This window comes from Streptomyces sp. NPDC046925 (assembly GCF_040644915.1).
GTDB lineage: Bacteria > Actinomycetota > Actinomycetes > Streptomycetales > Streptomycetaceae > Streptomyces.
Window position 1 is genome coordinate 36711 of sequence record NZ_JBEYWZ010000001.1, and the last position, 25044, is coordinate 61754.

Annotated in this window: 24 protein-coding genes; 11 read left to right on the forward strand and 13 right to left on the reverse strand. The window is 70.0% G+C overall.

All coding sequences use genetic code 11. The annotated features are described in order from the left end of the window. Nucleotides 1-40 precede the first annotated feature (40 nt). The 8 genes from ABZ906_RS00135 to ABZ906_RS00170 form a co-directional block, all read right to left on the reverse strand. Nucleotides 41-475, reverse strand: a complete 435-nt coding sequence (locus ABZ906_RS00135) for a rhodanese-like domain-containing protein (RefSeq protein ID WP_361375558.1) — start codon at nucleotides 473-475, stop codon at nucleotides 41-43. Next, nucleotides 472-1032, reverse strand: a complete 561-nt coding sequence (locus tag ABZ906_RS00140; RefSeq protein ID WP_361197906.1) for a cysteine dioxygenase — start codon at nucleotides 1030-1032, stop codon at nucleotides 472-474. Before ABZ906_RS00140 ends, ABZ906_RS00135 begins: the two co-directional genes overlap by 4 nt. Nucleotides 1033-1098: 66 nt before the next feature. Further along, nucleotides 1099-1185: a putative leader peptide gene (locus ABZ906_RS00145; RefSeq protein ID WP_361058708.1), complete on the reverse strand. Its 87-nt coding sequence runs from the start codon at nucleotides 1183-1185 to the stop codon at nucleotides 1099-1101. A 43-nt stretch (nucleotides 1186-1228) separates the two neighbouring features. Beyond that, nucleotides 1229-2872 (reverse strand): FAD-dependent monooxygenase, encoded by a 1644-nt coding sequence (locus ABZ906_RS00150; protein WP_361375561.1) that lies wholly within the window; start codon nucleotides 2870-2872, stop codon nucleotides 1229-1231. A 273-nt stretch (nucleotides 2873-3145) separates the two neighbouring features. Then, complete coding sequence (locus tag ABZ906_RS00155) at nucleotides 3146-4093, reverse strand: amino acid ABC transporter permease (protein WP_361197900.1); 948 nt, start codon at nucleotides 4091-4093, stop codon at nucleotides 3146-3148. After that, nucleotides 4090-4737 (reverse strand): amino acid ABC transporter permease, encoded by a 648-nt coding sequence (locus ABZ906_RS00160; RefSeq protein ID WP_361197897.1) that lies wholly within the window; start codon nucleotides 4735-4737, stop codon nucleotides 4090-4092. Before ABZ906_RS00160 ends, ABZ906_RS00155 begins: the two co-directional genes overlap by 4 nt. A 168-nt stretch (nucleotides 4738-4905) precedes the next feature. Next, complete coding sequence (locus ABZ906_RS00165) at nucleotides 4906-5826, reverse strand: glutamate ABC transporter substrate-binding protein (protein ID WP_361197894.1); 921 nt, start codon at nucleotides 5824-5826, stop codon at nucleotides 4906-4908. A 46-nt stretch (nucleotides 5827-5872) separates the two neighbouring features. After that, complete coding sequence (locus tag ABZ906_RS00170) at nucleotides 5873-6652, reverse strand: amino acid ABC transporter ATP-binding protein (protein ID WP_361197890.1); 780 nt, start codon at nucleotides 6650-6652, stop codon at nucleotides 5873-5875. 287 nt (nucleotides 6653-6939) lie between these two features. Between ABZ906_RS00170 and ABZ906_RS00175 the strand changes: the two genes are divergently transcribed. Together ABZ906_RS00175 and ABZ906_RS00180 are read left to right on the forward strand one after the other, a co-directional pair. Then, nucleotides 6940-7629, forward strand: coding sequence for a response regulator transcription factor (locus ABZ906_RS00175; protein ID WP_361375564.1), 690 nt, complete (start codon nucleotides 6940-6942; stop codon nucleotides 7627-7629). 16 nt (nucleotides 7630-7645) lie between these two features. Next, complete coding sequence (locus ABZ906_RS00180; RefSeq protein ID WP_361375567.1) at nucleotides 7646-9064, forward strand: HAMP domain-containing sensor histidine kinase; 1419 nt, start codon at nucleotides 7646-7648, stop codon at nucleotides 9062-9064. A 40-nt stretch (nucleotides 9065-9104) separates the two neighbouring features. Here the strand turns inward: ABZ906_RS00180 and ABZ906_RS00185 are convergent, their stop codons facing one another. After that, entirely contained in the window at nucleotides 9105-10100 is a 996-nt protein-coding gene (locus ABZ906_RS00185) for a TAXI family TRAP transporter solute-binding subunit (RefSeq protein ID WP_361375570.1), read from the reverse strand. Nucleotides 10101-10186: 86 nt separating this feature from the next. On the opposite strand from ABZ906_RS00185, the gene miaB reads away from it, so the two are divergent. The 3 genes from miaB to ABZ906_RS00200 are packed head-to-tail and all read left to right on the forward strand — an operon-like array spanning nucleotide 10187 to nucleotide 12788. Further along, the gene (gene miaB / locus ABZ906_RS00190; protein WP_361197878.1) at nucleotides 10187-11707 is read left to right on the forward strand and encodes a tRNA (N6-isopentenyl adenosine(37)-C2)-methylthiotransferase MiaB; all 1521 of its coding nucleotides are present in this window, start codon (nucleotides 10187-10189) and stop codon (nucleotides 11705-11707) included. Nucleotides 11708-11726: 19 nt separating this feature from the next. Continuing rightward, on the forward strand, nucleotides 11727-12038 hold the full coding sequence (locus tag ABZ906_RS00195; RefSeq protein WP_361375573.1) for a hypothetical protein: 312 nt from the start codon (nucleotides 11727-11729) through the stop codon (nucleotides 12036-12038). A gap of 27 nt (nucleotides 12039-12065) precedes the next feature. Continuing rightward, a complete protein-coding gene (locus ABZ906_RS00200) occupies nucleotides 12066-12788 on the forward strand; it encodes a class III extradiol dioxygenase subunit B-like domain-containing protein (RefSeq protein ID WP_361375576.1) in 723 nt (240 codons plus the stop codon). A 323-nt stretch (nucleotides 12789-13111) separates the two neighbouring features. Here ABZ906_RS00200 and ABZ906_RS00205 read toward each other — a convergent pair whose 3' ends face one another. Together ABZ906_RS00205 and ABZ906_RS00210 are read right to left on the reverse strand one after the other, a co-directional pair. Next, a complete protein-coding gene (locus tag ABZ906_RS00205) occupies nucleotides 13112-13381 on the reverse strand; it encodes an antitoxin (protein ID WP_361375579.1) in 270 nt (89 codons plus the stop codon). A gap of 25 nt (nucleotides 13382-13406) precedes the next feature. Then, a complete protein-coding gene (locus tag ABZ906_RS00210) occupies nucleotides 13407-13769 on the reverse strand; it encodes a hypothetical protein (RefSeq protein WP_361375582.1) in 363 nt (120 codons plus the stop codon). 182 nt (nucleotides 13770-13951) lie between these two features. Between ABZ906_RS00210 and miaA the strand changes: the two genes are divergently transcribed. The 6 genes from miaA to hflX all read left to right on the forward strand — a co-directional run bounded on the left by miaA (nucleotide 13952) and on the right by hflX (nucleotide 21984). Further along, nucleotides 13952-14890 (forward strand): tRNA (adenosine(37)-N6)-dimethylallyltransferase MiaA, encoded by a 939-nt coding sequence (gene miaA, locus ABZ906_RS00215; RefSeq protein WP_361375585.1) that lies wholly within the window; start codon nucleotides 13952-13954, stop codon nucleotides 14888-14890. Between the two features lie 101 nt (nucleotides 14891-14991). Further along, entirely contained in the window at nucleotides 14992-15453 is a 462-nt protein-coding gene (locus tag ABZ906_RS00220) for a hypothetical protein (RefSeq protein ID WP_361197863.1), read from the forward strand. A 75-nt stretch (nucleotides 15454-15528) separates the two neighbouring features. Next, nucleotides 15529-16410 carry a diaminopimelate epimerase gene (gene dapF / locus ABZ906_RS00225; protein WP_361375588.1) on the forward strand — a complete coding sequence of 294 codons (882 nt, stop codon included), beginning with the start codon at nucleotides 15529-15531 and terminating at the stop codon, nucleotides 16408-16410. 142 nt (nucleotides 16411-16552) lie between these two features. After that, the gene (locus tag ABZ906_RS00230) at nucleotides 16553-18703 is read left to right on the forward strand and encodes an HD domain-containing protein (protein ID WP_361197857.1); all 2151 of its coding nucleotides are present in this window, start codon (nucleotides 16553-16555) and stop codon (nucleotides 18701-18703) included. A 112-nt stretch (nucleotides 18704-18815) separates the two neighbouring features. Continuing rightward, complete coding sequence (locus tag ABZ906_RS00235) at nucleotides 18816-20303, forward strand: M1 family metallopeptidase (RefSeq protein ID WP_361197854.1); 1488 nt, start codon at nucleotides 18816-18818, stop codon at nucleotides 20301-20303. Nucleotides 20304-20484: 181 nt separating this feature from the next. After that, nucleotides 20485-21984: a GTPase HflX gene (gene hflX / locus ABZ906_RS00240; RefSeq protein WP_361375591.1), complete on the forward strand. Its 1500-nt coding sequence runs from the start codon at nucleotides 20485-20487 to the stop codon at nucleotides 21982-21984. A 114-nt stretch (nucleotides 21985-22098) separates the two neighbouring features. On the opposite strand, the gene ABZ906_RS00245 is transcribed toward hflX, so the two are convergent. Beyond that, nucleotides 22099-23325, reverse strand: coding sequence for a hypothetical protein (locus ABZ906_RS00245; RefSeq protein ID WP_361375594.1), 1227 nt, complete (start codon nucleotides 23323-23325; stop codon nucleotides 22099-22101). Nucleotides 23326-23546: 221 nt separating this feature from the next. Further along, complete coding sequence (locus tag ABZ906_RS00250) at nucleotides 23547-24794, reverse strand: hypothetical protein (RefSeq protein WP_361375597.1); 1248 nt, start codon at nucleotides 24792-24794, stop codon at nucleotides 23547-23549. Between the last annotated feature and the right edge of the window lie 250 nt (nucleotides 24795-25044).

The window sequence follows — 25044 nt, forward strand, 5'->3', positions numbered from 1 at the left end:
CTCGCGAGACGTGCGTGCTCACGCCGCCGTACATGCCTGCTCACCCCGCGACAGGAAGCCCCGCCGCCTTCCAAGCCTGGAACCCTCCGACGAGATCGGTGGCGTGCCGCAGCCCCAACTGCCGCAGGGACACGGCCGCGAGGCTCGACGCGTACCCCTCGTTGCACACGACGACGACCCGCAGGTCATGGCTGACGGCCTCCGCGGCGCGGTGGCTGCCCTGCGGGTCCAGACGCCACTCCAGCTCGTTGCGCTCGACGACGAGGGCACCGGGGATCAGACCGTCACGCTCGCGCAGGGCCGCGTACCGGATGTCGACCAGCAGCCCTCCCGCGGCCGCGATGTCGCGCGCCTTCTGCGGGGTGACCCGGTCCAGGTCGAGCCGTACGCGCTCCAGCAAGTCGTCGATGCCTACGGGAGGCGCGTCTTCGGAGCGGCCTTCTACGGAGTGGCCTTCTACGGAGTGCTCGGTCACTGCCAGTCCTCCGGACGCTCCACGGACTCAAGCCGCAGGACCGCGCCCGTACGGCTGTACCGGCGGATGCGGGGGAGCGGCGGATAGTAGGCGTGCACGGAGATGGCGTGCTCGCTCGTGGATTCGTTCAGTACTTCATGGACGTGGTTCTGGCCGAACGCCCTGCCCTTGCCGGACGTCAACTCCCGCTCGCGGTCCACCCCTTCGGACAGCTCCAGGGTCTTCCAGCCGTCGGTGGGCAGCCGGGCGGCGAGGGAGTTCTCCTTGAGGGTGCCGGCGGCGGTGAGGAAGGCGCCGACCGACTCCGCGTGGTCGTGCCAGCCGGTACCGGTGCCCGGCGGCCAGCCGATCAGCCAGGCTTCGCTGCCGCCGGGCCCTTCGAGGCGCACCCAGGTGCGTCCCTCGGGGTCGAGCGGCAGCGAGGCGATCAATTCAGGGTCGGCGGCGCTGCGGCGCACGAAGTCGAGAAGCTCGGCGGCGGTGGGCGCGGCCACCGCCGTGGAGGCGTGCGTGGTGGAGACAGCGGGAACAGCGGGAGCAGAAACAGAGGGAGACACGGCTACCGTCCTGGAAGTTCGCGGAAGCGCACGCCAAGAAGAGGGCGTGCTGAGAAGAAGGCGAATTCAGAAGGACGGGCGACACACGCAGCCCGCATAGCGGACGAGGTCCATATGGACTCGTCGCCACAGGCGCACATCGGTGTCGGTCACGTTTCGGAGTAGACCATGACGCCGCGGGCCGGTCAACTCCTGTTCACTGGGTGGTCGGCCGTCCCGCGGAGGCCGTGCTCTCCGCCTTCTCCGTGGTGTCCGCCCGGCTCGCGCGCCGCTTCGGTTCCGCCCCGCCGACGGCCGCCTCGGCCGCCGTATACAGCTCGGCGGGCCGCACCCCGCCGAGCGCGGTGACCAGGTGACCGTCTGGGCGGACGAGGAGCACCGAGTGCGCGGGGGCTCCGGGGTAACTCTCCGCGACGAGCAGTTCCGCCTGGTGCGGCAGCGCCGAGACCGCGGCGGCGAGCCGGGGCATGATCCCCGCCGTCACCCAGTGCCGCCGCTCCCACACGACCGTTCCGGGCGCGACAAGGACGACGAGCAGCTGTCCCGTGCCGAGCCGGTCCCGCAGCCGGACCAGGGAGCCGTCGGGCGCCGTCACCGGCACATCGGCCACGGGCGACCCCGGCTCCGTCTCCACCGCCACCTCGGACTCCAAGGGCGCGGGCGCCAGCGGTGAGTCCGCGTACGATGCGGGCGCACCGAGCGGCCCGCGTCCCACATGGCCGTCCGCGAGCAGCATGTCGTGCCCGCGCGCCGATCCCGGCACGTACGAACGCAGGCCTCCGCCGCCCCGCAGTATCGGCAGGGACTGGTCGGCGGCGCGCAGACGTGCGGCGACGCCGGCCCGCCGCTCGGCCTGATAGCTGTCGAGCAGGGCGTCCCGCGCACCGTGGTGCCACGCGAGGGCCAGCTTCCAGGCGAGGTTGTCCGCGTCCCGCAGCCCCTCGTCGAGCCCTTGGGTGCCGAGCGCGCCGAGCAGATGCGCGGCGTCCCCCGCGAGGAAGGCGCGGCCGGCCCGCCAGCGTCGGGCCAGCCGGTGGTGGACGGTGTGCACGCCGGTGTCGAGCAGTTCGTACGGGGGTGTGGAGCCCCCGCACCAGCCCGCGAGCGTCTCGCGGATGCGGACCACGAGGGCGTCGGGCGTCACGAGGTCGCCGCGTGGTGGCAGCAGCCAGTCGATCCGCCACACCCCGTCGGCGAGCGGACGCCCCGTCACCTCGGCGCCTCCGTGGCGCCACGGAGGCGCTCGGTGCAACAACGCCTCGCCGGGCCCGGGAAGTTCCGTGCGCAGCGCGGCCACGGCGTGTCGTTCGACGGCCGTGCGCCCGGGGAAGCGGATGTCGAGGAGCTTGCGGACCGTCGAGCGCGGCCCGTCGCAGCCCACCAGATAACTTCCGCGCCACCAGGTGTCCTTGGGCCCGCGCGTATGCGCGGTCAGCCCGCCCGCGTCCTGCTCCAGGGAGTCGAGCTTGCTCTCCGTGGCGATCTTGACGAGGTGTTCGTCGGCGATGGCCGCGCGCAGGGCACCGGTCAGCACATGCTGCGGCACATGGAGCGGGGCCGGCATCTCATCACTGAACGTGAGCTCCCGCATCACCTGCTTGCGCCGCAGGGAACGCCAGCCGCCCCACCGCGCGCCGGAGTCCCGGTCCCCGAACGAGTGACCGACGAGCCGTTCCATGAGGGCCGCCGTGTCGTCCCGCAGGACGACGGTCCGCGCGGGCCGCTGCTCGTCCTTGCCGGGTCCTTCGTCGAGTACGACGGTGGGTACGGAGTGACGCGCGAGAGCCAGGGCGAGCGTGAGCCCCACGGGGCCCGCGCCGACGACGATCACCGGGTCCACGGTGCGTACCCTCCCGCCGCAAGGGCCCGGGAGCGCTGGACGTACGTACAGGAACTTACAGTTGGAGCCCGGTGCGCGATCACAGAACGTATGCAACAGACTGGGTGCCGAGCCGTCAAGCTGGACTCACGGGGGCCGGGCTTCCTGCGAGGTCGTTCGCGGGCGGCGCCGGGTGAGGCTCCCGGTGAGGACACGCGTCAGGGCCCGTCGAACGCATTCGACGGGCCCTGAGGCAGGTACCGACGGCAGTGGTTCACCGTCGCTGAGAAAGCGTCAGTTCTTCTTCTCCGCGGGGCCGTCGTCCGGCTCCGCGTCCGCCGTCGCGGCGTCCCCGGTGGTGGGGCCGAGCGGCGCGGACGGATCGAGCACGCTGGGAGCCTCGGCCGGTTCGGCGGCCGCGGCGACGGCGATGCCGGTCTTGGTGCGACGCCCGCGCTTCTCGAGCCAGGTGGCAAGGGACGAGAGAAGCAGGCAGAGCCCGATGTAGATGGCGCCGAACACGGTGACCGTCTGGACGAACGGGTACACGCCGTTGACCGGTGTGTTGTTGGCGATCAGCCGCGCCGAGTGGAGCAGCTCGGGGTAGAGGACCATGAACCCGAGCGAGGTGTCCTTCAGCGTGACCACCAGCTGGCTGATGATGGTCGGCAGCATCGATCGGACGGCCTGCGGGAAGAGCACCGTGGTCATGACCTGGGTCTTGCGCAGGCCCAGGGCGTAGGCGGCTTCCTTCTGTCCCTTGGGTACCGCGTTGATGCCCGCGCGGAGGACCTCGGCCTGGACGCATCCGTTGTAGATGGTCAGGCCGATCACCAGTGCCCAGAACGGGGTCATGTCGCCGAGCAGGCCGACCCAGAGCGCGAAGATGGTGATGAGCAGCGGAATGGACCGGAAGAGGTCGATGAAGGCGACCGCGATCCAGCGCACGGGCTTGTGCTCGGAGAGTCGTGCGACGCAGAGCACCACGGCGAACGCCAGGGAGAACACTCCGGCGAAGGCGAACACCTTCAGCGTGGCGACCAGGGCATCCAGAATGTTCTGCTGGATACCGGTGTAGTTGAAGATGTCCCACAGGTCGGCGTCGAACTCGCCCTTGTCGTTCAGACGCAGAACGATCCAGACGATGCCGCCCAGCAGGGCCGCGGAGCCGACGATGCTGTAGATGATGTTGCGGACACGCGCCTTGGGGCCCGGGGCGTCGAAGAGAACGTTGGCACTCATCGGGCGACCTCCAGGCGGTGCTCCAACAGCCGGAAGAGTCCGCTGATGGCGTACGTGATGATCAGGTACGCGAGGGTGATCCAGATGAAGATCACCGCGATGTCGTATCCGTCATTGCTCAGCGTCTTGGAGACGTTGAAGAGGTCGACGTTGTCGAAGGCGCCCGCGATCGCGGTGTTCTTCGTCAGGGCGATGAAGATGCTGGAGAGCGGCGGTACCACCGTGCGCGTGGCCTGCGGCAGGACGATGAGCCGCATCGTCTGGGTGAAGGTGAGCCCGATCGCGCGGGCCGCCTCGGCCTGCCCGAGGGGCACGGTGTTGATGCCCGAACGGACCGCCTCGGCCACGAACGCGGAGGTGTAGAAGCCGCAGGCGAGCGTGGCGAGAAGGAACGAGTCCAGGTCGGGGAAGAGCACCTTGGGGACGACGAAGAACGCCACAAGGAAGAGCAGGGTCAGCGGGGTGTTACGCAGCAGCGTCACCCAGAGGGTTCCGAATATTCGCAGCGGCGTAACGGGTGACACCCGGAACCCGGCGATGATGACCCCGGCCACCACAGCCACCAGCGCGCTGGCTGCGGTCAGCTTCAGAGTCCCGAAAAACCCTTCGCGGAAAAGCGACAGGTTGTCGAGCAGTACGTCCATGAATTCTCCGCGAGGTCTTTCGCGACGGGTCGCAGGTGATCGCGACGGGCCCCGGCCGTCAGGCTCGGGGGCGGTGGCAGGGTTTCGCGACGGGTCCGGCAGCGATGCGCGCAGCGAACGTCCCGCTCCGCACCACAGACGGGTGCGGGCGGAGCGGGACGTGCCGGATTACTTCGGGTCGGTGAAGGCCGGGGGCTCCTGGTACTCGGAGCCGGACTTGCCGAGGGTGGCGTCGTAGGCCTTCTTGTAGTCGCCGCTCTCCTGGTGCGCCTTGATGGCGTCCGCGACGGCCTTCTGCAGGGCCGCGTCGCCCTTCTTCAGGCCGACACCGTAGGGCTCGTCCGAGAACGGCTTGCCGACGACCTTGAGCTTGCCCTCGTTCTGCGCGGCGTAGCCCATCAGGATCGCGTCGTCCGTGGTGACGGCGTCGATCTGGTTGTTCAGGAGCTGGGCGACGCACTCCGAGTACTTGGAGAGCTCGGTGACCTTGGCGCCGTACTTCGGCTTCTTGATGTTCTGCAGCGGCGTCGAGCCGACGATCGAACAGACCTTCTTGTCACGGACGGTCTCGGGGCCCTTGACGTCCTTCTCGTCCTTGCGGACCAGGAGGGAGGCTCCGGCGTGGAAGTACGGGCCGGCGAAGTCGATCTGCTTCTTGCGCTCGTCGTTGATCGTGTACGTACCGATCATCAGGTCGACGTCACCCTTGGAGACCGCGGTCTCGCGGGCTCCGGAGTCGACCGTCTTCCACTCGATCTGCTTCGGCGAGAAGCCGAGATCGGCCGCGATCATCTTGGCGATCTCGATGTCGAAGCCGGAGTACTCCTTGGTCGACTGGTCCTGGAAGCCCAGGTACGGCTGGTCGGCCTTGGCACCGATGACGATTTTCCCGCGCTTCTTGGCGGCCTTGAAGACGGCCGAGTCGACGGCGGCGTCCTTCTTGACCTCGTACTTGAGGGCCTTGGCGCCGGAGGTGTCGGGGCCCTCCGGCTTGTCGCCGGCGGAGCCCTCCTTGCCACCGCAGGCGGTGGCGGCGAGCGAGAGCGCGGCGACGGCCGCTACTGCGGCGGCGGACTTACGGAGCTTCATGGTGAACATCCTTTGTTTCGACTGGCGTTGAGACGACGTGGGAGCCTCAGTGTTTAAGGATCTTCGACAGGAAGTCCTTGGCCCGGTCGCTGCGCGGGTTGCTGAAGAACTGGTCCGGCACGGCCTCTTCGACGATGCGGCCGTCCGCCATGAAGACGACGCGGTTGGCCGCGGAGCGTGCGAAGCCCATCTCGTGGGTGACCACGACCATGGTCATGCCGTCACGCGCGAGCTGCTGCATGACCTCCAGGACCTCGTTGATCATCTCCGGGTCGAGCGCCGACGTGGGCTCGTCGAAGAGCATCACCTTGGGGTCCATCGCCAACGCGCGCGCGATCGCGACGCGCTGCTGCTGACCGCCGGAGAGCTGCGCGGGGTACTTGTCGGCCTGTGAGGCGACGCCCACACGGTCCAGAAGGGCGCGCGCCTTTGTCTCTGCTTCCGCCTTGGACGTCTTGCGCACCTTGGTCTGGCCCAGCATCACGTTCTCGAGCACGGTCTTGTGCGCGAAAAGGTTGAAGGACTGGAAGACCATGCCCACGTCCGCACGGAGACGGGCGAGCGCCTTGCCCTCCTGGGGCAGCGGCTTGCCGTCGATCGAGATGTCTCCCGACTCGACCGTCTCCAGGCGGTTGATGGCGCGGCACAGTGTCGACTTGCCCGACCCGGAGGGGCCGATCACGACGACGACCTCACCGCGCTTGATGGTCAGGTCGATGTCCTGGAGGACGTGCAGAGCGCCGAAGTGCTTGTTGACGTTCTTCAGCACGACCAGGTCGTCCGCCCCGGGCGGTATGGCGTCCTTGGTCACCGATACTTCGGTCACGGCTTGTTGCTCCATCCTCCTCGGTTGGGAGGACAGTAATAACCCGGTGCGACCAGCGTCATTACATCTGAGGGGAAATTGAGCATAACGATCCGGCCGCAACCGGACACTCCGTGTGAAGGGGACGCCCGCGCGCGTACCGGCTGCATAACGGAACGTGTCCGTGACCCGTACCCTCTTGACGCGGTCCTTATATATCGGCGTGGATGCGTTGGTGCCTGTGCACGCGCGCGTACCGGCCGTCGGCGAGCGCGAACGGAACGACCGATGAACCGGAGGGGGCCCGCATGAGACTGCTCCTCGTCGAGGACGACGACCACGTGGCAGCCGCCCTGTCCGCGGTCCTGGCCAGGCACGGCTTCGACGTCGTGCACGCACGCAACGGCGAGGAAGCCCTGCAGGCCCTGCTGCCCGGCAAAACGGCACCCTTCGGAGTCGTGCTCCTCGATCTGGGACTGCCCGACCAGGACGGCTACGAGGTGTGCGGAAAGATCCGCAAGCGCGGCTCGACCCCCGTGATCATGGTGACGGCACGTGCCGACGTGCGCTCGCGTATCCACGGCCTGAACCTCGGAGCCGATGACTACGTAGTGAAGCCGTACGACACCGGGGAGCTCATCGCCCGTATCCACGCGGTCATCCGGCGACCCCCGTCCGGCGCCGCCGAAGGGCCCGCGGAGAGCGAACTGCGCCTCGGCTCCGTACGCATCGAACTGCCCACCCGCCAGGTGAGTGTCGACGGTTCGACGATCCAGCTGACCCGCAAGGAGTTCGACCTGCTGGCGCTTCTCGCGCAGCGGCCCGGCGTGGTGTTCCGCCGCGAGCAGATCATCAGCGAGGTGTGGCGCACCAGCTGGGAGGGGACGGGGCGCACCCTCGAGGTGCATGTCGCTTCCCTGCGCTCCAAGTTGCACATGCCGGCCCTGATCGAGACCGTACGGGGCGTCGGCTACCGGCTCGTCGCCCCGGGCGTGTAGCCAGTAGCGAGGTCAGGTGCGCTCTCGCCTCCTCCCGCTGCTCATCGTCCTCATGGCGGGAGTGCTGCTGGCTCTCGGCTTCCCGCTCGCGGTGAGCGTGGCCGCGGCGCAGCAGCAGAAGGTGGTCGTCGACCGGATCGACGACACGGCGCGATTCGCGGCGCTCGCGCAGTTCGTCACGAAACGTCCCACCGGTTCGCGCCTACGGGACAAGGACGAACGGCGCGAGACGCTCCAGACCGAACTCGACTACTACCACCAGATATACGGGATCAGGGCGGGCGTCTTCTTCAGGGACCGTACGCCCATGGCTCACGCTCCCGGGAACTGGTTCCTGCCCCCCAGGGGCGCCGAGGTGCGGGAGGCCTTCGAGGAGGCCCTCAGGTCCCGTGGAAGCCACGACCCGCAGCAGGTGTGGCCCTGGCAGCGCGGGCGGCTCGTCGTCGCCTCCCCGGTGATCAGGGACGGCGACGTCATCGCGGTCGTCGTCACCGAATCACCTACCGGGCGCATGCGTTCGAAGACGCTGCAGGGATGGCTGCTCATCGCCGCCGGAGAGTCGGCGGCCATGCTCCTCGCCGTCGGTGCGGCGCTGCGCCTGACCGGCTGGGTGCTGCGTCCGGTGCGGGTCCTCGACGCGACGACGCACGACATCGCGACCGGGCGCCTGAAGTCCAGGGTGGCGGCCACGGGCGGTCCGCCGGAACTCCGGCGCCTGGCCCGGTCGTTCAACGAGATGGCCGACAACGTCGAGGACGTCCTCGAACAGCAGCGGGCCTTCGTCGCCGACGCCTCGCACCAACTGCGCAACCCCCTGGCCGCCCTGCTGCTGCGCATCGAACTGCTCGCCCTCGAACTGCCGGAGGGGAACGAGGAGATCGCCTCCGTGCGCACCGAGGGCAAGCGCCTCGCCCGGGTTCTCGACGACCTCCTGGGGCTCGCGCTCGCCGAGCACACGGCGGCCGATCTCCGGCTCACCGACATCGGCGAGCTCGCGGCGGAACGGGTCGGCGCCTGGCGGCCGCTCGCCGAGGAGCGCGGGGTGCGGCTGACCGGCGTCTGCCCGGCGACCACCGGCTGGGCAGACCCGGTCGCGCTGTCCAGCGCCCTGGACGCGGTGATCGACAACGCCCTCAAGTTCACGCCCGAGGGCGAGGAGGTGCGGGTGGAGGTCTCCTGGAGCGGTCAGCTGACGACCGTGGTGATCACGGACGGCGGCCCCGGCCTCACGGAGGACGAACTCGCCCGCATCGGAGACCGCTTCTGGCGCAGCAACCGCCATCAGAACGTGCAGGGCTCGGGCCTGGGCCTGTCCATCTCGCGGGCCCTGCTCACCGCGGGCGGCGGCTCCCTCACGTACGCGCAGCACGAGCCGCACGGCCTGCGTGTGACGGTCGGCGTCCCGCGCGGCGAGCCCGGCTCCACGGGCCGCTGAGCCCGCTTGCGGCTGCTGACCCGGCGCGACCGCGTGACCGCTACGGCTTGACCGACTGGTAGTAGCGGCGTGCGCCCTCGTGCAGGGTGAGCGGATCGGTGTAGAGCGCCGTCCGCAGGTCCACCAGCTGGGCCGCGTGCACCTGGTCACCGATGTGGTCGCGGCTGTCGATCACCGTGCGGGTCAGCCCCTCGGACAGCTTCGGGTCCACCCGGTCCGTGGTGACCAGGAGATTCGCCACGGCCAGCGTCGGCACGGCGTCGTTCTCCTGGGCGGCCGGATAGGCGTCTGCGGGCATCACGGCCGCCCGGTAGTAGCGCGAGGCTCCGCCCTGCTTGTGCAGGGCGTCCACGAGAGTGCCCAGCTCGACGAGGCGCACGTCGAACTCCTCGGAGAGCAACCGCACCGTGGTGGTCGGCAGCCCGCCCGACCAGAAGAAGGCGTCGATGTCGCCCTTCTTGAGAAGATCGGGCGCGGTGTCGATACCGGCGTCCACCGACGTGAGGTCCTTGCCGGGATCCAGACCTGCGGCCTTGAGCACCCGGTCCGCTATCAGCCGCACACCCGACCGCGGCTGGCCCACGGCGACCTTCTTGCCCTTCAGGTCCCGCGCCTTCTCGATGTCCGAGGAGCGCCGGACGACGAGCTGTACGTAGTCGTCGTACAGCCGCGCGCAGCCCCGCAGCCGGTCCGCGCCCGCACGCCCCTCCAGGCGGTACTTCGCTACGGCGTCGGCGGCCGCGATGGTGAAGTCGGCCTTCCCCTTGGCCACCCGCTCGACGTTCTGCTGCGAGCCCTCGCTGTTGAGCAGCTCCACGTCCACCTTGGGCATGTCCTCGGACACCGCGGTCCGCAGGAGCTTTCCGTAGCGTTCGTACACCCCGTTCTTCACGCCCGTGCTGAACGTCATCCCGCCCGTCGGAGAGTCGTCGCGCGCCGGGACGAGCCACCACACCAGGAGCCCGAACACCACGAGGGCGGCCGCCGCACCCTGGAGTGCGCGGCGCCTGCTGACGTGGGGGAGTGCCTTGAGCATGCGCGCGATCCTGCCAGGCCACTCGCAGTGATGGCCAGGGCCGAGCTCCCGGCGGGGAAACTTCCCCGACCGCCTACCCTTGTCACATGAGCAGCGGCGACCGGGGACAGGCAGTGGGCGTTAAAGGAACGTACGAGGTACGCACTTACGGGTGCCAGATGAACGTCCACGACAGTGAGCGGCTCTCCGGGCTGCTCGAAGGCGCCGGATACGAGCGAGCGCCCGAGGGCTCGGACGGCGACGCCGACGTGGTCGTCTTCAACACCTGCGCCGTACGGGAGAACGCCGACAACCGGCTCTACGGCAACCTCGGCCGCCTGGCCCCCATGAAGACCAAGCGGCCCGGCATGCAGATCGCCGTCGGCGGCTGCCTGGCCCAGAAGGACCGCGACACCATCGTGCAGAAGGCGCCCTGGGTGGACGTCGTCTTCGGGACGCACAACATCGGCAAGCTGCCGGTGCTCCTGGAGCGGGCCCGCGTCCAGGAAGAGGCGCAGGTCGAGATCGCCGAGTCCCTCGAAGCGTTCCCCTCGACGCTGCCCACGCGCCGCGAGAGCGCGTACGCGGCGTGGGTCTCCATCTCCGTGGGCTGCAACAACACCTGCACGTTCTGCATCGTGCCCGCCCTGCGCGGCAAGGAGAAGGACCGCAGGACCGGCGACATCCTCGCCGAGATCGAGGCCCTCGTCGCCGAGGGCGTCTCCGAGATCACCCTGCTCGGCCAGAACGTGAACGCGTACGGCTCCGACATCGGCGACCGCGAGGCCTTCAGCAAGCTCCTGCGGGCCTGCGGCAAGATCGAGGGCCTGGAGCGCGTGCGCTTCACCTCGCCGCACCCGCGCGACTTCACGGACGACGTGATCGCCGCCATGGCCGAGACCCCGAACGTGATGCCCCAGCTGCACATGCCGCTCCAGTCCGGCTCGGACCCGATCCTGAAGGCGATGCGCCGCTCGTACCGCCAGGACCGCTTCCTCGGGATCATCGAGAAGGTCCGCGCCGCCATGCCCGACGCGGCGATCTCCACCGACATCATCGTCGGCTTCCCCGGAGAGACCGAGGAGGACTTCGAGCAGACGATGCACGTAGTCCGTGAGGCCCGTTTCGCCAGCGCCTTCACCTTCCAGTACTCCAAGCGCCCCGGTACGCCCGCGGCGACCATGGAGGGGCAGATCCCCAAGGAGGTCGTGCAGGCCCGCTACATGCGTCTGTCCGCCCTCCAGGAGGAGATCTCCTGGGACGAGAACAAGAAGCAGGTCGGCAGGACCCTGGAGCTGATGGTCGCCGAGGGCGAGGGCCGCAAGGACGGCGCCACCCACCGTCTCTCCGGGCGGGCCCCGGACAGCCGCCTGGTCCACTTCACCAAGCCGGACACCGAGGTCCGCCCCGGTGACGTCGTCACGGTCGAGATCACGTACGCGGCTCCGCACCACCTGCTCGCAGAGGGCCCCGTCCTGAACGTGCGCCGCACGCGCGCGGGCGACGCGTGGGAGAAGCGCAATGCCGAGGCGGCGGCCAAGCCCGCCGGCGTGATGCTGGGCCTGCCCAAGGTGGGCGCCCCCGAGCCGCTTCCGGTGGCCGCGGGCAGCGGTTGCGGCTGCGACTGACCGGGGCGAGCGGCAGACAGTGGACAACGGGGGCGGGGCGGGGCGGATGGCGCGCTGGGCGCTGATGATGGAGAACCCTCCGGGGCCGGGGGCGTGGCATCTGTTCGAGCTGATGGCCACGGTGGACGGCACACATGAGGAGGCGGTGGAGCGGTTCGCGGAGTTCGTCCGCCTCTACCGTCCCAAGCACCCGCGCTATCCCGTACGGATGCGGCGCTATCGCACGGCCGACGGGTGGATGGTGATCGGCGACGGCTCGTCCGGCGGCTCCTTCCCGTACCGCTTCTCGATCTCCGAGCTGGAGTGGGACTCCGGTCCGATCTCCTACTAGCGCGCGGGCGCGCGTACGCTGCGGATCATGCTTGTCGCCGCAGCCGTCTGCCCGTGCCCGCCCCTGCTCGTCCCCGAGGTCGCCGCGGGCGCTGCCCCCGAACTGGATGCCGCGCGCGCCGCTTGCACGGACGCCGTCGGGGTGCTCGCCGCCGCGCGGCCCGACCGGCTCGTCGTGGTGGGCCCCGCAGAGCAGAGCGGGCGCGGGCCGCATCCGCAGGGCGCCCGCGGCTCGTTCCGCGGTTTCGGCGTCGACCTCGACGTGCGGCTCGGGCGTGGTGGCGACGAGGCCTCCACCGCGGCGGAGCGCGAACTCCCGCCGTCGCTCGCCGTCGCCGCCTGGCTGCTCGACCGTACGGAGTGGTCGGCGGCCCCGCTGGAAGGGCTCGGGGTGGGGGAACCTCTGGCGGCCGAGCGGTGCTTTGCAGCGGGCGGGGACATCGCGGCGCGGGGCGACCGAGTGGCCCTCCTCGTGATGGGCGACGCCAGCGCGTGCCGCACGCTGAAGGCGCCGGGGTACCTCGACGAGCGGGCGGCCGGGTTCGACGCGGAGGTCGCGCGTGCGCTGGGGGCGGCCGACGTGGGGGCACTCAAGGCGCTGGACGCGGAGCTGGCCTACGAACTGAAGGCGGCGGGCCGCGCGCCGTGGCAGGTACTGGCGGGCGCGGCAGAAAACGCGGACCTGAGCGGCCAACTGCTCTACGAGGACGCCCCGTACGGCGTCGGCTATCTGGTCGCCACCTGGTCGTAGCGATTTGCCTGTGCGTGGCTGAGCGCTCTCGGGTGCGCGGGGGCGTGCTGTCGCGGCGGTACGCGCTGCTCGGGGCCGCAGGGGGCCGTGAACGCCGCTAGGGGGGCAGAAGGGGCCGCTGGGTGCTCAGCGGGGCAGGTGGACGGTTCTGGGCGTTGCTCGGGGTGTGAGCGTGGCGGATGCGTGCCGTACGGCGACGGCCGTGGAGCTGGTGGTGCTCCACGGCCGTCCGCCGGTGTCGTTCGGTGACCCGGTCGGCTGACTCAGCCGCCGCTCCGGCGCCTCGCCGGCGCCGGTGAGCGGCGAGTGATCCAGCCGGTGGTTCAGGGAGCCGGAGGGGGCGTGGGACGGGCGGTGCCGCCGCCCGGGTCCTTGCCCTCGTCGGGCGTCCCGGCGAGGCGGTCCACGGCGTCCTTCGCCTTGCCCGTCCCGGCCTGGATCTTGTCGCTGTACTTGCCCTTGGTCTTGTCGTCGACCGCCTTCGCGGCCTTGTCGAGACCTTGGTCGATCTTGTCCCCGTGCTGCTGCGCGAGGCCCGCGACCTTGTCCTTCGCCGGGGCGAGCTTGTCTTTCAGGCTCTGCAGGAAGCCCATCGGTTGCCTTCCTTCGCCGGGAGAGTCACTTGCGGGCGCCCTCGTCGGCCTCGTCGTTGTCGGCGGCCTTCTCCGCGGACTGCTGCTTGGGAATGTCCACGTTCTCCGCAGCAGCCTCGTCGGAGCCCTTCGCCTCGTCCTCGGTCTTGCCCGCGGTCTCGGCGTCGGCCTCGGCTCCGGTCCCGGCGTCGGCCTTACCGGCCTCGGCCTCGGCCTCGGTCTCGTCCCCGGCGGCGGCCTCGGTCTTGCCCTCCTCCTTGCCGGACTCGGACTCGGGAGTCTCCCCGGCCGCTTCCGGCTCGGCCGTCAGGGTCCCGGCTGCCGCGTCGGCCGTTGACGCCTCTTCCGCGTCCTTGGACTTCCTACGGAACCGTGCAAAAACGCCCATATCTACTCCATATGGTACTCGTGAGGGCGAAATCCCGCGCCGCCCGGTGCGCCCTGTTGCGCCTCCCGGGTCGCCGGTCCTCAAAACCGGCGGCCGGAACCTCGCAACAGGCAACGACCCCGGACGTGTGACGTCACGTAGCTCGTTCGGGAAGAGGTCGCGGAGTTTGCGAGACTGAGGCAGTGAGTAGAGCAGCTCCCGCACCGCGGGTCATCGCCGTCGTCGGGCCGACCGCGGCCGGAAAGTCCGATCTGGGCGTTTTCCTCGCCCAGCAACTCGGCGGCGAAGTCGTCAACGCCGACTCCATGCAGCTCTACAGAGGGATGGACATCGGCACCGCCAAGCTGACGCTCGAAGAGCGCGACGGAGTGCCGCACCACCTCCTCGACATCTGGGACGTCACGGAGGCGGCAAGCGTCGCCGAGTACCAGAAGCTGGCGCGAGCCGAGATCGACCGCCTCCTCGCCGACGGCCGCTGGCCGATCCTGGTCGGCGGCTCCGGCCTCTACGTCAAGGGCGCCGTCGACCAGCTGGAGTTCCCCGGTACGGACCCCGCGGTCCGGGCCCGCCTGGAGGAAGAGCTCGCGCTCCGCGGCTCCGGAGTGCTCCATGCCCGCCTGGCCGCCGCCGACCCCGGAGCGGGCAAGGCCATCCTGCCGAGCAACGGGCGCCGGATCGTCCGCGCCCTGGAGGTCATCGAGATCACCGGCAAGCCCTTCACCGCCAACCTCCCCGGACACGACTCCGTCTACGACACCGTCCAGATCGGCGTCGACGTCGGCCGCCCCGAACTCGACGAACGCATCGCCACGCGCGTGGACCGCATGTGGGACGCGGGTCTGGTCGACGAGGTGCGCGCATTGGAGGCGCTGGGACTGCGCGAGGGGCGTACGGCGTCGCGTGCGCTCGGCTACCAGCAGGTGCTCGCGGCGCTCGCGGGGGAGTGCACCGACGACGAGGCGCGCGCGGAGACCGTGCGCGCGACCAAGCGCTTCGCGCGACGTCAGGACTCGTGGTTCCGCCGCGATCCCCGCGTGCACTGGCTCAGCGGCGCCGTGGCCGATCGAGGGGAACTCCCAGGACGGGCAATGGCGTTGGTCGAACGAGCGGTCACAGCCTGATCACGTGATGGCATCGGGACGCTCCGGCGGTCATCCCGGCCCCCGGCGCCGTGCCATCATCGACCATCGATCGACCAGTGGAGTCCGAAGTAGGAGGGCGGATGGCGATGGAGGCCGGCCCTCGTGACACCGCACATTCCGGCGGCGAGCTGACTCCGGACGGCCCTGACGGGGCGCCGGACGGCGTGACCGACGACGGTCCGGGCGCGGACCAGATGGCCGTTGCCGAGGTCGAGGTCGAGCTGCGCCCGCAGCGCCGTCTGCGCATCTGGCAGCTCGCGCCGATCGTGGTCCTCGCCGCGGCGGGATCGCTGATGTTCGCCTTCCCGCTGGCCTTCGAGTTCGGAGACGGCGGCGCCGTCGTCGCCATGCTCGGACTCCTGATCAGCTGCTGCGCCGCGGGCTGGGGCATGATGGCCGCGCGCCGCGTGGGGCACACCTGGCCGGGGCTGCCCGAGCGCGGCTCCGGGAGCCGCCCGGACTGGCGCATCGTCTGTGCGTACGCCCTGGTGTTCCTGGCCGTCGCCGTCCTTGCCGTGTGGCGCGTCGCACGTCTTCGCTGACCGCGTCGTACCAGCTCAGGGCCCTGAAGGGCACCGTACGGGCCGAGTGTCATCGGCACCCCGTACGATCGAGGAATGAGCACGCGGATCGCCTTCCTCAAGGGGCACGGGACCGAGAACGACTTCGTGATCGTCCCGGACCCGGACAACGCCGTCGAGCTGCCCCAAGCCGCCGTGGCCGCCCTGTGCGACCGCCGCGCGGGCATCGGCGGCGACGGCCTGCTCCATGTCGTGCGGTCCGCGGCGCACCCCGAGGCACGCCACCTGGCCGCCGAGGCCGAGTGGTTCATGGACTACCGCAACGGCGACGGTTCGATCGCCGAGATGTGCGGCAACGGAGTGCGCGTCTTCGCCCGCTATCTCCAGCACGCCGGACTGGTGGGCGAGGGCGATCTGGCCGTCGCCACCCGTGGCGGCGTCAAGACCGTGCACATCGCCAAGGCCGCGGCCGGCGGGGACATCACCGTCGGCATGGGCAAAGCGTTCCTCCCCGAAGACCAGGACGTCACCGTCTCCGTGGCCGACCGCCACTGGCCCGCGCGCAACGTGAACATGGGCAACCCGCACGCGGTCGCCTTCGTGGACGACCTGGCCCACGCGGGGAACCTGTACGACCCGCCGCCGTTCAGCCCCGCCTCGGCCTACCCGCAGGGCGTGAACGTCGAATTCGTCGTCGACCGTGGTCCTCGTCACGTCGCCATGCGCGTGCATGAGCGCGGTTCCGGCGAGACCCGCTCGTGCGGCACGGGCGCGTGCGCCGTCGCCGTCGCGGCGGCCCGCAGGGACGGGCAGGACCCTGCGACGACCGGTACGCCGGTCACCTATACCGTCGATCTCCCTGGTGGGCGCCTGGTGATCACCGAGCGTCCCGACGGAGAGATCGAGATGACGGGTCCCGCGGTGATCGTCGCCGAAGGCGAAATCGACGCGGAATGGCTCGAAACTGTAAACCCGTGAACTGTCGCTCGAATGGGTGATCCGTTTCACGCTCGGCGAGAGGCGGTCAGCGGCGCGTGATGGGCTCGGTAGCATCAAGCACCGGCCCGGACAGAGCATGCCGCCGTCCGCTCACCGCCGGTCGGAGCAGCCGGAGGTGCCCATGAGTGCGGAGGCTACAAACCCTGCGATGTCTGGTGCCGCGACGCCCGCAGGGCAGCGCAGGCGCGGTCGTCCGCGGCTTGACCTGCGCAGGCTCGGTCGCGCTGCCCTCATGGGGCCCGCCACCCGGGACCGGTTGCCGGACGCGATCGGCCATGTGGCGGAAGCCCACCGGGCCCACTATCCGGACGCGGATCTGGAGCCGCTGCGCCGTGCGTGGGTCCTTGCGGAGTCCTCGCACCGCGGCCAGATGCGCAAGAGCGGTGAGCCGTACATCACACATCCGCTCGCGGTGACCCTGATCCTCGCCCAACTGGGTGCCGAGATCACCACCTTGACCGCGTCGCTGCTCCACGACACCGTCGAGGACACGGATGTGACGCTCGACCAGGTGCGTACGGAGTTCGGCGACGACGTCTGCTATCTCGTCGACGGCGTCACGAAGCTGGAGAAGGTCGACTACGGAGCGGCCGCCGAGCCCGAGACCTTCCGCAAGATGCTCGTGGCCACCGGCAACGACGTACGCGTCATGTCGATCAAGCTCGCCGACCGCCTGCACAACATGCGCACGCTCGGTGTCATGCGCCCCGAGAAACAGGCGCGGATCGCCAAGGTGACGCGGGACGTGCTCATTCCGCTCGCCGAGCGCCTCGGCGTACAGGCGCTCAAGACCGAGCTGGAGGACCTCGTCTTCGCGATCCTCCACCCGGAGGAGTACTCCCGGGTCCAGGAGCTGATCGCGGACAACGCGGTGGTCGGCGGCGACCCCCTGGAAGAGACGGCCGACGACGTCCGGACGGTTCTGCGTGAGGCGGACATCGCGGCCGAAGTCCTCATCAGGCCGCGGCACTTCGTCTCGGTCCACCGGGTGCACCGCAAACGCGGCGAGATGCGTGCGGCGGACTTCGGGCGGATCCTGGTCCTGGTGAACGAGGACGCGGACTGCTACGGAGTCCTCGGCGAGCTGCACACCTGCTTCACGCCGGTGGTCTCGGAGTTCAAGGACTTCATCGCCGTACCGAAGTTCAACCTCTACCAGTCGCTGCACACGGCCGTGGCCCGCCCGGACGGAGAGGTCGCCGAAGTCCTCATCCGTACGCACCAGATGCACAAGGTGGCCGAGGCCGGCGTCGTCGCCCTGCGCAATCCGTACGCTCCTCCTTCGGAGGAGCAGTCCGATTCCGGCTCCGGACTGTCCGAGGACGCGGTCGAGGGCGAGCGCGCCGACCCGACCCGGCCCGGCTGGCTCTCCCGCCTCCTCGACTGGCAGGAAGCGGCCCCCGACCCGGACACGTTCTGGTCCACCCTCCGCGAAGACCTCGCCCAGGACCGCGAGATCGCCGTCTTCCGCCCCGACGGCGGCACCCTGGGACTGCCCGCAGGTGCGAGCTGCGTGGACGCCGCCTACGCCCAGTACGGCGAAGACGCCCACGCCTGCATCGGAGCACGTGTCAACGGCCGTCTGGCGACGCTGAGCACGGTCCTGCGGGACGGCGACACGGTCCAGCTCCTCATGGGACAGGACGCGGCGGCCGGGCCCTCCCGCGAGTGGCTCGAACACGCGCGCACGCCCGGCGCCCGCATCGCCATCCGGCGCTGGCTCACCACCCACCCCACGCCCGCGTCGGCGCCCTCGGCGTCGACCCCGGAGAAGCCCGTTCCCCCGCCGCAGGCCGCCGACTTCCCGCGCCCCGCCGCGGCGAACGCCGTCGTGGACAGGGAGGGCGCGAGCGTACGTCTCGCGGGGTGTTGTACGCCCGTGCCGCCCGACGAGGTGACCGCCTTCGCCGTGCGCGGCGGCGTCGTCACCGTGCACCGCGTCGAGTGCCCGGCGGTCGCGCGCATGAAGGAAGTGGGGCGCGCCGAGGTCGGAGTGCACTGGGGGGACAGCGCGGAGTGCCGGGTCACGCTGATCGCTGAATCGTTCGGTCGCGCGCATCTGATGGCCGACCTCACCGAGGCCATCGCCCTGGAGGGCGTCGAAGTCATGTCGGCCACCGTCGAGCCGCCGAGCCAGCAGCGCGTGCGCCACACGTACACGCTGCAACTCCCCGACGCCGACCACCTTCCGGGGCTGATGCGGGCGATGCGCGCCGTGCCGGGGGTGTACGACGTCAGCCGGGCCCAGCACCCGGCGTCGGCGAACTCGTAGCAGCGCGCCAGGGGGTGCCGGGCGTCGCGGCAGCCGCCTACTGGCGACTCGTTCGAGTGGCCCGGCGCGCGTTGACCCCGGCGCGGTAGGTCCGCGCTGATAGCGGTAGTTCATGCTGCTCACCCCCCGGGTCAGGGCCTCGCGGTCGAAGACCCTTCGCATCGCGACCGCGCTCCTGGCCGCGGCCACCTCCGCCACCCTGCTCGCCGCTTCCGCACCGGCACCGGTCAAACCGCTCGGCATCGGCGACCGGCTCTTCCCGCACCTGGGCAACCCCGGCTACGACGTCATGTCGTACGACATCGACTTCACGTACCGCGGCTCCAACAAGAAGCCGCTCGACGCCACGACGGTGATCGACGCCCGCACCACCGCCCCGCTGGAGCTGATCAACCTCGACTTCGCCCACGGCAAGGTCCGCTCCGTCGAGGTCAACGGCGCTCCCGCCCGCTTCGAATCCACCGGCGAGGACCTGGTCGTCACGCCGCCCCAGCCCCTGAACCAGGGCGAGGGGATGCGGATCACCGTCCGGCACACCAGTGATCCCCGGCCCACGAAGGACCGGGACGGCGGCTGGGTGCCCACGGCCGACGGGCTCGCCATGGCCAATCAGGCCGACGCCGGGCACCGAGTGTTCCCGTCCAACGACCACCCCGCCGACAAGGCGATGTTCACGTTCCGCATCACCACCCCCAAGGGGCTCACCGCCGTCGCCAACGGCCTGCCCGTCGGCACGGCGCACAGGGGAGCCACCACGACGCGCGCCTTCCGCACCCAGCACCCCATGGCCACGGAACTGGCGCAGGTGTCCATCGGCCGCTCCACCGTGGTGCACCGCACCGGGCCGCACGGCCTGCCCGTACGCGACGTGGTGCCCACCAAGGACCGCAAGGTCCTCGAGCGCTGGCTCAAGAAGACGCCCGACCAGATCGGCTGGATGGAGGACAAGGTAGGCCGCTACCCCTTCGAGACGTACGGCGTCCTGATGGCGCAGGCGCAGACAGGCTTCGAACTCGAGACGCAGACCCTCTCCCTCTTCGAGAGCGACCTGTTCAAGCGGCCCGAGTACCCCGAGTGGTACGTGGACTCGATCATGGTCCACGAGCTGGCGCACCAGTGGTTCGGCGACAGCGTCAGCCCCGCCACCTGGTCCGATCTCTGGCTCAACGAAGGACACGCCACCTGGTACGAGGCGCTCTTCGCCGAGGAGAAGGCGGACAAGCCCCTCCAGCGGCGCATGCGTGAGGCCTACCGGCAGTCGGACAGCTGGCGCGCCGCGGGCGGACCGCCGGCCGCCCCGAAGGGGCCCGCGCCGGGACAGAAGATCAGCATCTTCCGGCCCGTCGTGTACGACGGCAGTGCGCTGGTGCTCTACGCGCTGCGGCAGGAGATCGGGAAGCCGGCCTTCGAGCGCCTGGAGCGGCTCTGGGTGCGGACCCACCGGGACGGGAACGCGACGACCGCGGACTTCGTGCGCCTCGCCTCGACCGTCGCGGGCCGTGATCTGGGCGGATTCTTCGACGCGTGGCTGTACGGCGCGAAGACACCGGCGATGCCTGGGCACCCGGACTGGCGTAAGGCGGCTCCTGCCGGGAAATAACCCGGGAATAACCCAAGTGACGAGACGGGCCGTTCCGTGCAACCATCTTCAGGTCGGCGCCGCCGCGGGTCCGGGAAAACCCTTCGGGGGTATCTCGGGGCCCGTGCCGGCCGGTCCGGGGAATCACGGGGCGGCCCCGAGCGTTGACCACCATGAAGAATCCCATCGACGTAAGGATCCAATGACCTCCTCTTCTTCCCCTTCCCAGGACGCGCAGAGCTTCGCGCAGAACTACCCCGAAGGTCTTCGGGCCGATGCCCTGATGGAAGAGGACGTCGCCTGGAGCCACGAGATCGACGGAGAGCGGGACGGCGAACAGTTCGACCGCTCCGAGCGCGCGGCTCTGCGCCGCGTCGCCGGCCTCTCCACCGAGCTCGAGGACGTCACCGAAGTCGAGTACCGCCAGCTCCGCCTGGAGCGCGTGGTCCTCGTCGGGGTGTGGACCTCGGGCACAGTGCAGGACGCGGAGAACTCCGTCGCCGAGCTGGCCGCCCTCGCCGAGACGGCGGGCGCGCTCGTGCTCGACGGTGTCATTCAGCGCCGCGACAAGCCCGACCCGGCGACGTACATCGGATCCGGCAAGGCCCAGGGGCTGCGCGACATCGTCCTCGAGACCGGGGCCGACACCGTCGTGTGTGACGGTGAGCTGAGCCCCGGCCAGCTGATTCACCTCGAAGACGTCGTCAAGGTCAAGGTGGTCGACAGGACCGCCCTGATCCTCGACATCTTCGCCCAGCACGCCAAGTCCCGAGAGGGCAAGGCGCAGGTCGCCCTTGCCCAGATGCAGTACATGCTCCCGCGCCTGCGAGGCTGGGGTCAGTCGCTCTCCCGTCAGATGGGCGGCGGCGGATCCAGCGGTGGCGGCGGCATGGCGACCCGTGGTCCCGGTGAGACCAAGATCGAGACGGACCGCCGTCGGATCCGCGAGAAGATGGCGAAGATGCGCCGGGAGATCGCGGAGATGAAGACGGGCCGCGAGATCAAGCGCCAGGAGCGCAAGCGCAACAAGGTGCCCTCGGTCGCGATCGCCGGATACACGAACGCGGGCAAGTCCTCCCTGCTCAACCGCCTCACGGGTGCGGGCGTCCTGGTGGAGAACGCCCTGTTCGCCACCCTCGACCCGACCGTGCGCCGGGCCGAGACGCCGAGCGGCCGGATCTACACCCTGGCCGACACCGTCGGGTTCGTACGGCATCTGCCGCACCACCTCGTCGAGGCGTTCCGCTCCACGATGGAAGAGGTCGGCGAGTCCGACCTGATCCTGCACGTGGTGGACGGTTCGCACCCGGTGCCGGAGGAGCAGCTGGCCGCCGTGCGCGAGGTGATCAGGGACGTCGGCGCGACCGACGTGCCCGAGATCGTGATCGTGAACAAGGCGGACGCGGCCGATCCGCTGGTCCTCCAGCGGCTGCTGCGCAACGAGAAGCACGCGATCGCGGTCTCCGCGCGCACGGGCGCGGGCATCGAAGAGCTGCTCGCGCTGATCGACGCCGAACTGCCGCGGCCCGAGGTCGAGATCGAGGCCCTCGTTCCGTACACGCAGGGACAGCTCATCTCGCGGGCGCACGCCGAGGGCGAGGTGCTCTCCGAGGAGCACACCGCCGAGGGCACGCTGCTCAAGGCGAAGGTGCACGCGGAACTGGCCGCGGACCTCGCGCCGTACGTCCCAGTCGCGGGCTGAGCCCAGCCCCGGACCGCGTGGCGCGCGGACCACATGGCGAAGGCCCGCCCCCTCTCGTAGGGGGCGGGCCTTCGCCGCGTCAGGTGCGAGGTGCGGACGTGGTCCGCCGTGCGGCTACTGCGAGCCGTACTTCTTGCTCATCATGTCGTAGACCTGCTCGGCGCCCTTGCCCAGCTGCGGTCCGGCCAGCCAGGTGTTCTCGGCCGGGCCGATCGAGGTGTTCGAGACCAGCTGGGTCTTGCCGCCCACCATCCGGAACCAGCCGCCGCCGGACGAACCGCCGGTCATGGTGCAGCCGATGCGGTACATCGTCGGCTGGGCGGAGGTCAGCGAGAGACGGCCCGGCTTGTCGATGCACTTGTGCATGATCTGGCCGTTGTACGGGGGAGCGGCGGGGTAGCCCCAGGCGCCCATCGAGCTCACGCTCTGCGTGGCCGGAGCCGTGAAGTCGACGGGCAGCGCGTTGCCGACGGTCTCCTCGAGGGACTTGGAGCCCTGCTGCGGCTTCACGTGCATCACGGCGTAGTCGTACGGCGCACCGGCACCGCCCGAAGCGGCGCCCTGGTCGATCCACTCGGCGGAGGTCGAGACCCAGTCGGCCCAGTACTGGCCGTAGGGGGCGACTTCCTGCGGGGCGGCGTTGCTCAGCTCGGCCTCGGACTTGCCGAGGTCGTTGTAGGCAGGCACGAAGGTGATGTTGCGGTACCAGCCGCCTTCGGCGCCGGCGTGCACGCAGTGGCCCGCGGTCCACACGAGGTTCGACTTGCCCGGGTTGCGCGGGTCCTTCACGACCGTGCCGGAGCAGACCATCGAGCCCGCGGGAGCGTCGAAGAAGATCTTGCCGACCGGGGCTGCGTTCTCGTGGTACGGCGTCTTCTCGCGCTTGGCCTGGACCGGCGACGGCTCGGGGTCGGTCGCGCCCTGGTCGGAAGGGGCGTCCTTCGCGGCGATCGTCTTGTTCGGGTCCTTGGCGTCCTTCATCCGCTCGGGCTTCCAGAGCCCCTCGATGACCGGGTTGACGAAGTCCTTGGCCTCGCGGAGCCAGTCCCCCTTCTCGAAGTTCTTCCAGCCGCCGTTCTTCCACTTGTCCGGGTCGATGCCGTGCTTCTTCAGCTTGTCGGCGAGGCCGCCGGGCAGCTTGGCGTCGGAACCGTTGTCGGAGCCGGTGTCGGAACCCTTGTCGGCGCCCTGCGAGGTGCCGGAATCGGCCTTGTCGGCGGCCTTGTCCTCGCTGGGGCCGCAGGCGGTGGCGGTGAGTGCCAGAGCCGCGGCGAGCCCGGTGGCGGCGAGTGCGAGACGCTGCCCGCGACTGCGCGCGTAGGGCGCACGTATGGAACGCATGAAGCTGTAACCCCCGAAGTGAACGTGTGATTGCTGCAATTGCCATGTACGTGTCATCTGCGGCCGCGGAGACCCCGAGGGCTTCCCGCCGAAGCAACACCTCACTATGCCTGTGCGATTGGGGACGAATGACGGCGGGGTCGTGAAGGTTTCAGGCGACCCCGCCGTCATGCATCAGGCACTTACTCGTCTGCTGCCGTTACTTCTTTGCTGCCGGTCTTCTACTGGCCGGCGAACTTCTTGCTCACCGCGCCGTAGATGCCCTTGGCCTCCTTGCCGAGGCGCGGACCGGCGAGCCAGCCTGCCGTCACCGGGCCGATGGAGGTGTTGGACACCAGGGCGGGCTTGCCGTCCGAACCCTTGGCGACCCAGCCGCCGCCGGACGAACCACCGGTCATCGTGCAGCCGATGCGGTACATCGTCGGCTCGGGCTTGCTGATCGAGAGCCGGCCCGGCTTGTCGGCGCACTGGAACGCCTTCTGGCCGTCGAACGGCGGAGCGGCGGGGTAGCCGGTCGCCGTCATCTCGGAGATCCGCGGAACGGCCGGGGCGTTGAAGTCCACCGGGAGCGCCGAACCGACCTGCTCCTCGAGGGACTTGCCCTCGCTGCCCTTCTCGGGCGTCACGTGAATGACCGCGAAGTCGTAGGGTGCGCCGGTGCCGCCCGTCGGGCCGCCCTTCTCGATCCACTGGTCGGAGGTCTGTGCCCAGTCACCCCACCAGACACCGTGCGGAGCGACCTCTTCCTTGGGGGTGTTCTCCAGCTCGGCGGTCGACTTGCCGGTGTTGTTGTACGAGGGGACGAAGGCGATGTTGCGGTACCAGCCGCCCTGGGCGCCGGCGTGCACGCAGTGACCCGCGGTCCACACCATGTTGGACTTGCCGGGGTGCGCGGGGTCCTCGACGACGGTGGCCGAGCAGACCATCGAGCCGTCGGGGCCGTCGAAGAACAGCTTGCCCGACTCGGGAACGCTGGCGTCGTACGGCGTCTTCACGGCCGCCGCTTCCACCGGCTCGGGAGTCGGGTCGGTCACGCCCTGGTCACCGGAGATGTCGTTGTCGTCGACACCGCGGTCGGGGTTCTTGTCCGCGTCCCGCATGCGGTCCGAGTCCCACAGGCCCTCGATGATCGGGTTGACGAAGTCACCGGCCTCGCGGAGCCAGTCGTCCTTGCTGAAGTCCTTCCAGGCCCCGTTCTTCCACTTGTCCAGGTCGATGCCGTGCTCCTTGAGCCGGTCCTGGATGTCCTGCGGGATCTTGACCTTGCCGTCGCCGTTGCCGTCGTTGTTGCCGTCGTCGGCGGGCTGGGACGCGGATGCCTCGTCGCCCGCGTTGTCCTCGCTCGGGCCGCAGGCCGTCGCGGTCAGGACGAGTGCCGCGCCGATGGCGACAGCGGCCGCCACAGGGGAGGTTCTGCCGCGCGCGCTCCTCCCACGACGAGCGGCATTGAGCGGGCGTATGGGTCGCATAGAGAGATTCCCCCTGGGCTTCGAGATCGTTCGCATGCCGGACACCGCCTGCCAAACGGTGCGTTGAGCACGTTATTTCCGTTGCGCTGCCCACCCACTTGTCGGATGAACGGCACCTCACACTATGCCGGTGCCGTAGGGGACAACCGACGGAACGGCAACGGTTCCGTCACGGCAAGGATCTTCCGATGACCCGTGTTCCTCCGCAGCCCCAGTCGTTGGTACGTACGGGGGGCTGGCGGCCTGCGTT

Coding starts and splice junctions, on each gene's coding strand:
- ABZ906_RS00155 (WP_361197900.1), bottom strand. CDS start 4,093: ATGAGTGCCAACGTTCTCTTCGACGCCCCGGGCCCCAAGGCGCGTGTC.
- ABZ906_RS00160 (WP_361197897.1), bottom strand. CDS start 4,737: ATGGACGTACTGCTCGACAACCTGTCGCTTTTCCGCGAAGGGTTTTTC.
- ABZ906_RS00165 (WP_361197894.1), bottom strand. CDS start 5,826: ATGAAGCTCCGTAAGTCCGCCGCCGCAGTAGCGGCCGTCGCCGCGCTC.
- ABZ906_RS00175 (WP_361375564.1), top strand. CDS start 6,940: ATGAGACTGCTCCTCGTCGAGGACGACGACCACGTGGCAGCCGCCCTG.
- ABZ906_RS00185 (WP_361375570.1), bottom strand. CDS start 10,100: ATGCTCAAGGCACTCCCCCACGTCAGCAGGCGCCGCGCACTCCAGGGT.
- miaB (WP_361197878.1), top strand. CDS start 10,187: ATGAGCAGCGGCGACCGGGGACAGGCAGTGGGCGTTAAAGGAACGTAC.
- ABZ906_RS00200 (WP_361375576.1), top strand. CDS start 12,066: ATGCTTGTCGCCGCAGCCGTCTGCCCGTGCCCGCCCCTGCTCGTCCCC.
- ABZ906_RS00205 (WP_361375579.1), bottom strand. CDS start 13,381: ATGGGCTTCCTGCAGAGCCTGAAAGACAAGCTCGCCCCGGCGAAGGAC.
- ABZ906_RS00210 (WP_361375582.1), bottom strand. CDS start 13,769: ATGGGCGTTTTTGCACGGTTCCGTAGGAAGTCCAAGGACGCGGAAGAG.
- ABZ906_RS00220 (WP_361197863.1), top strand. CDS start 14,992: ATGGCGATGGAGGCCGGCCCTCGTGACACCGCACATTCCGGCGGCGAG.
- dapF (WP_361375588.1), top strand. CDS start 15,529: ATGAGCACGCGGATCGCCTTCCTCAAGGGGCACGGGACCGAGAACGAC.
- ABZ906_RS00230 (WP_361197857.1), top strand. CDS start 16,553: ATGAGTGCGGAGGCTACAAACCCTGCGATGTCTGGTGCCGCGACGCCC.
- ABZ906_RS00235 (WP_361197854.1), top strand. CDS start 18,816: ATGCTGCTCACCCCCCGGGTCAGGGCCTCGCGGTCGAAGACCCTTCGC.
- hflX (WP_361375591.1), top strand. CDS start 20,485: ATGACCTCCTCTTCTTCCCCTTCCCAGGACGCGCAGAGCTTCGCGCAG.
- ABZ906_RS00245 (WP_361375594.1), bottom strand. CDS start 23,325: ATGCGTTCCATACGTGCGCCCTACGCGCGCAGTCGCGGGCAGCGTCTC.
- ABZ906_RS00250 (WP_361375597.1), bottom strand. CDS start 24,794: ATGCGACCCATACGCCCGCTCAATGCCGCTCGTCGTGGGAGGAGCGCG.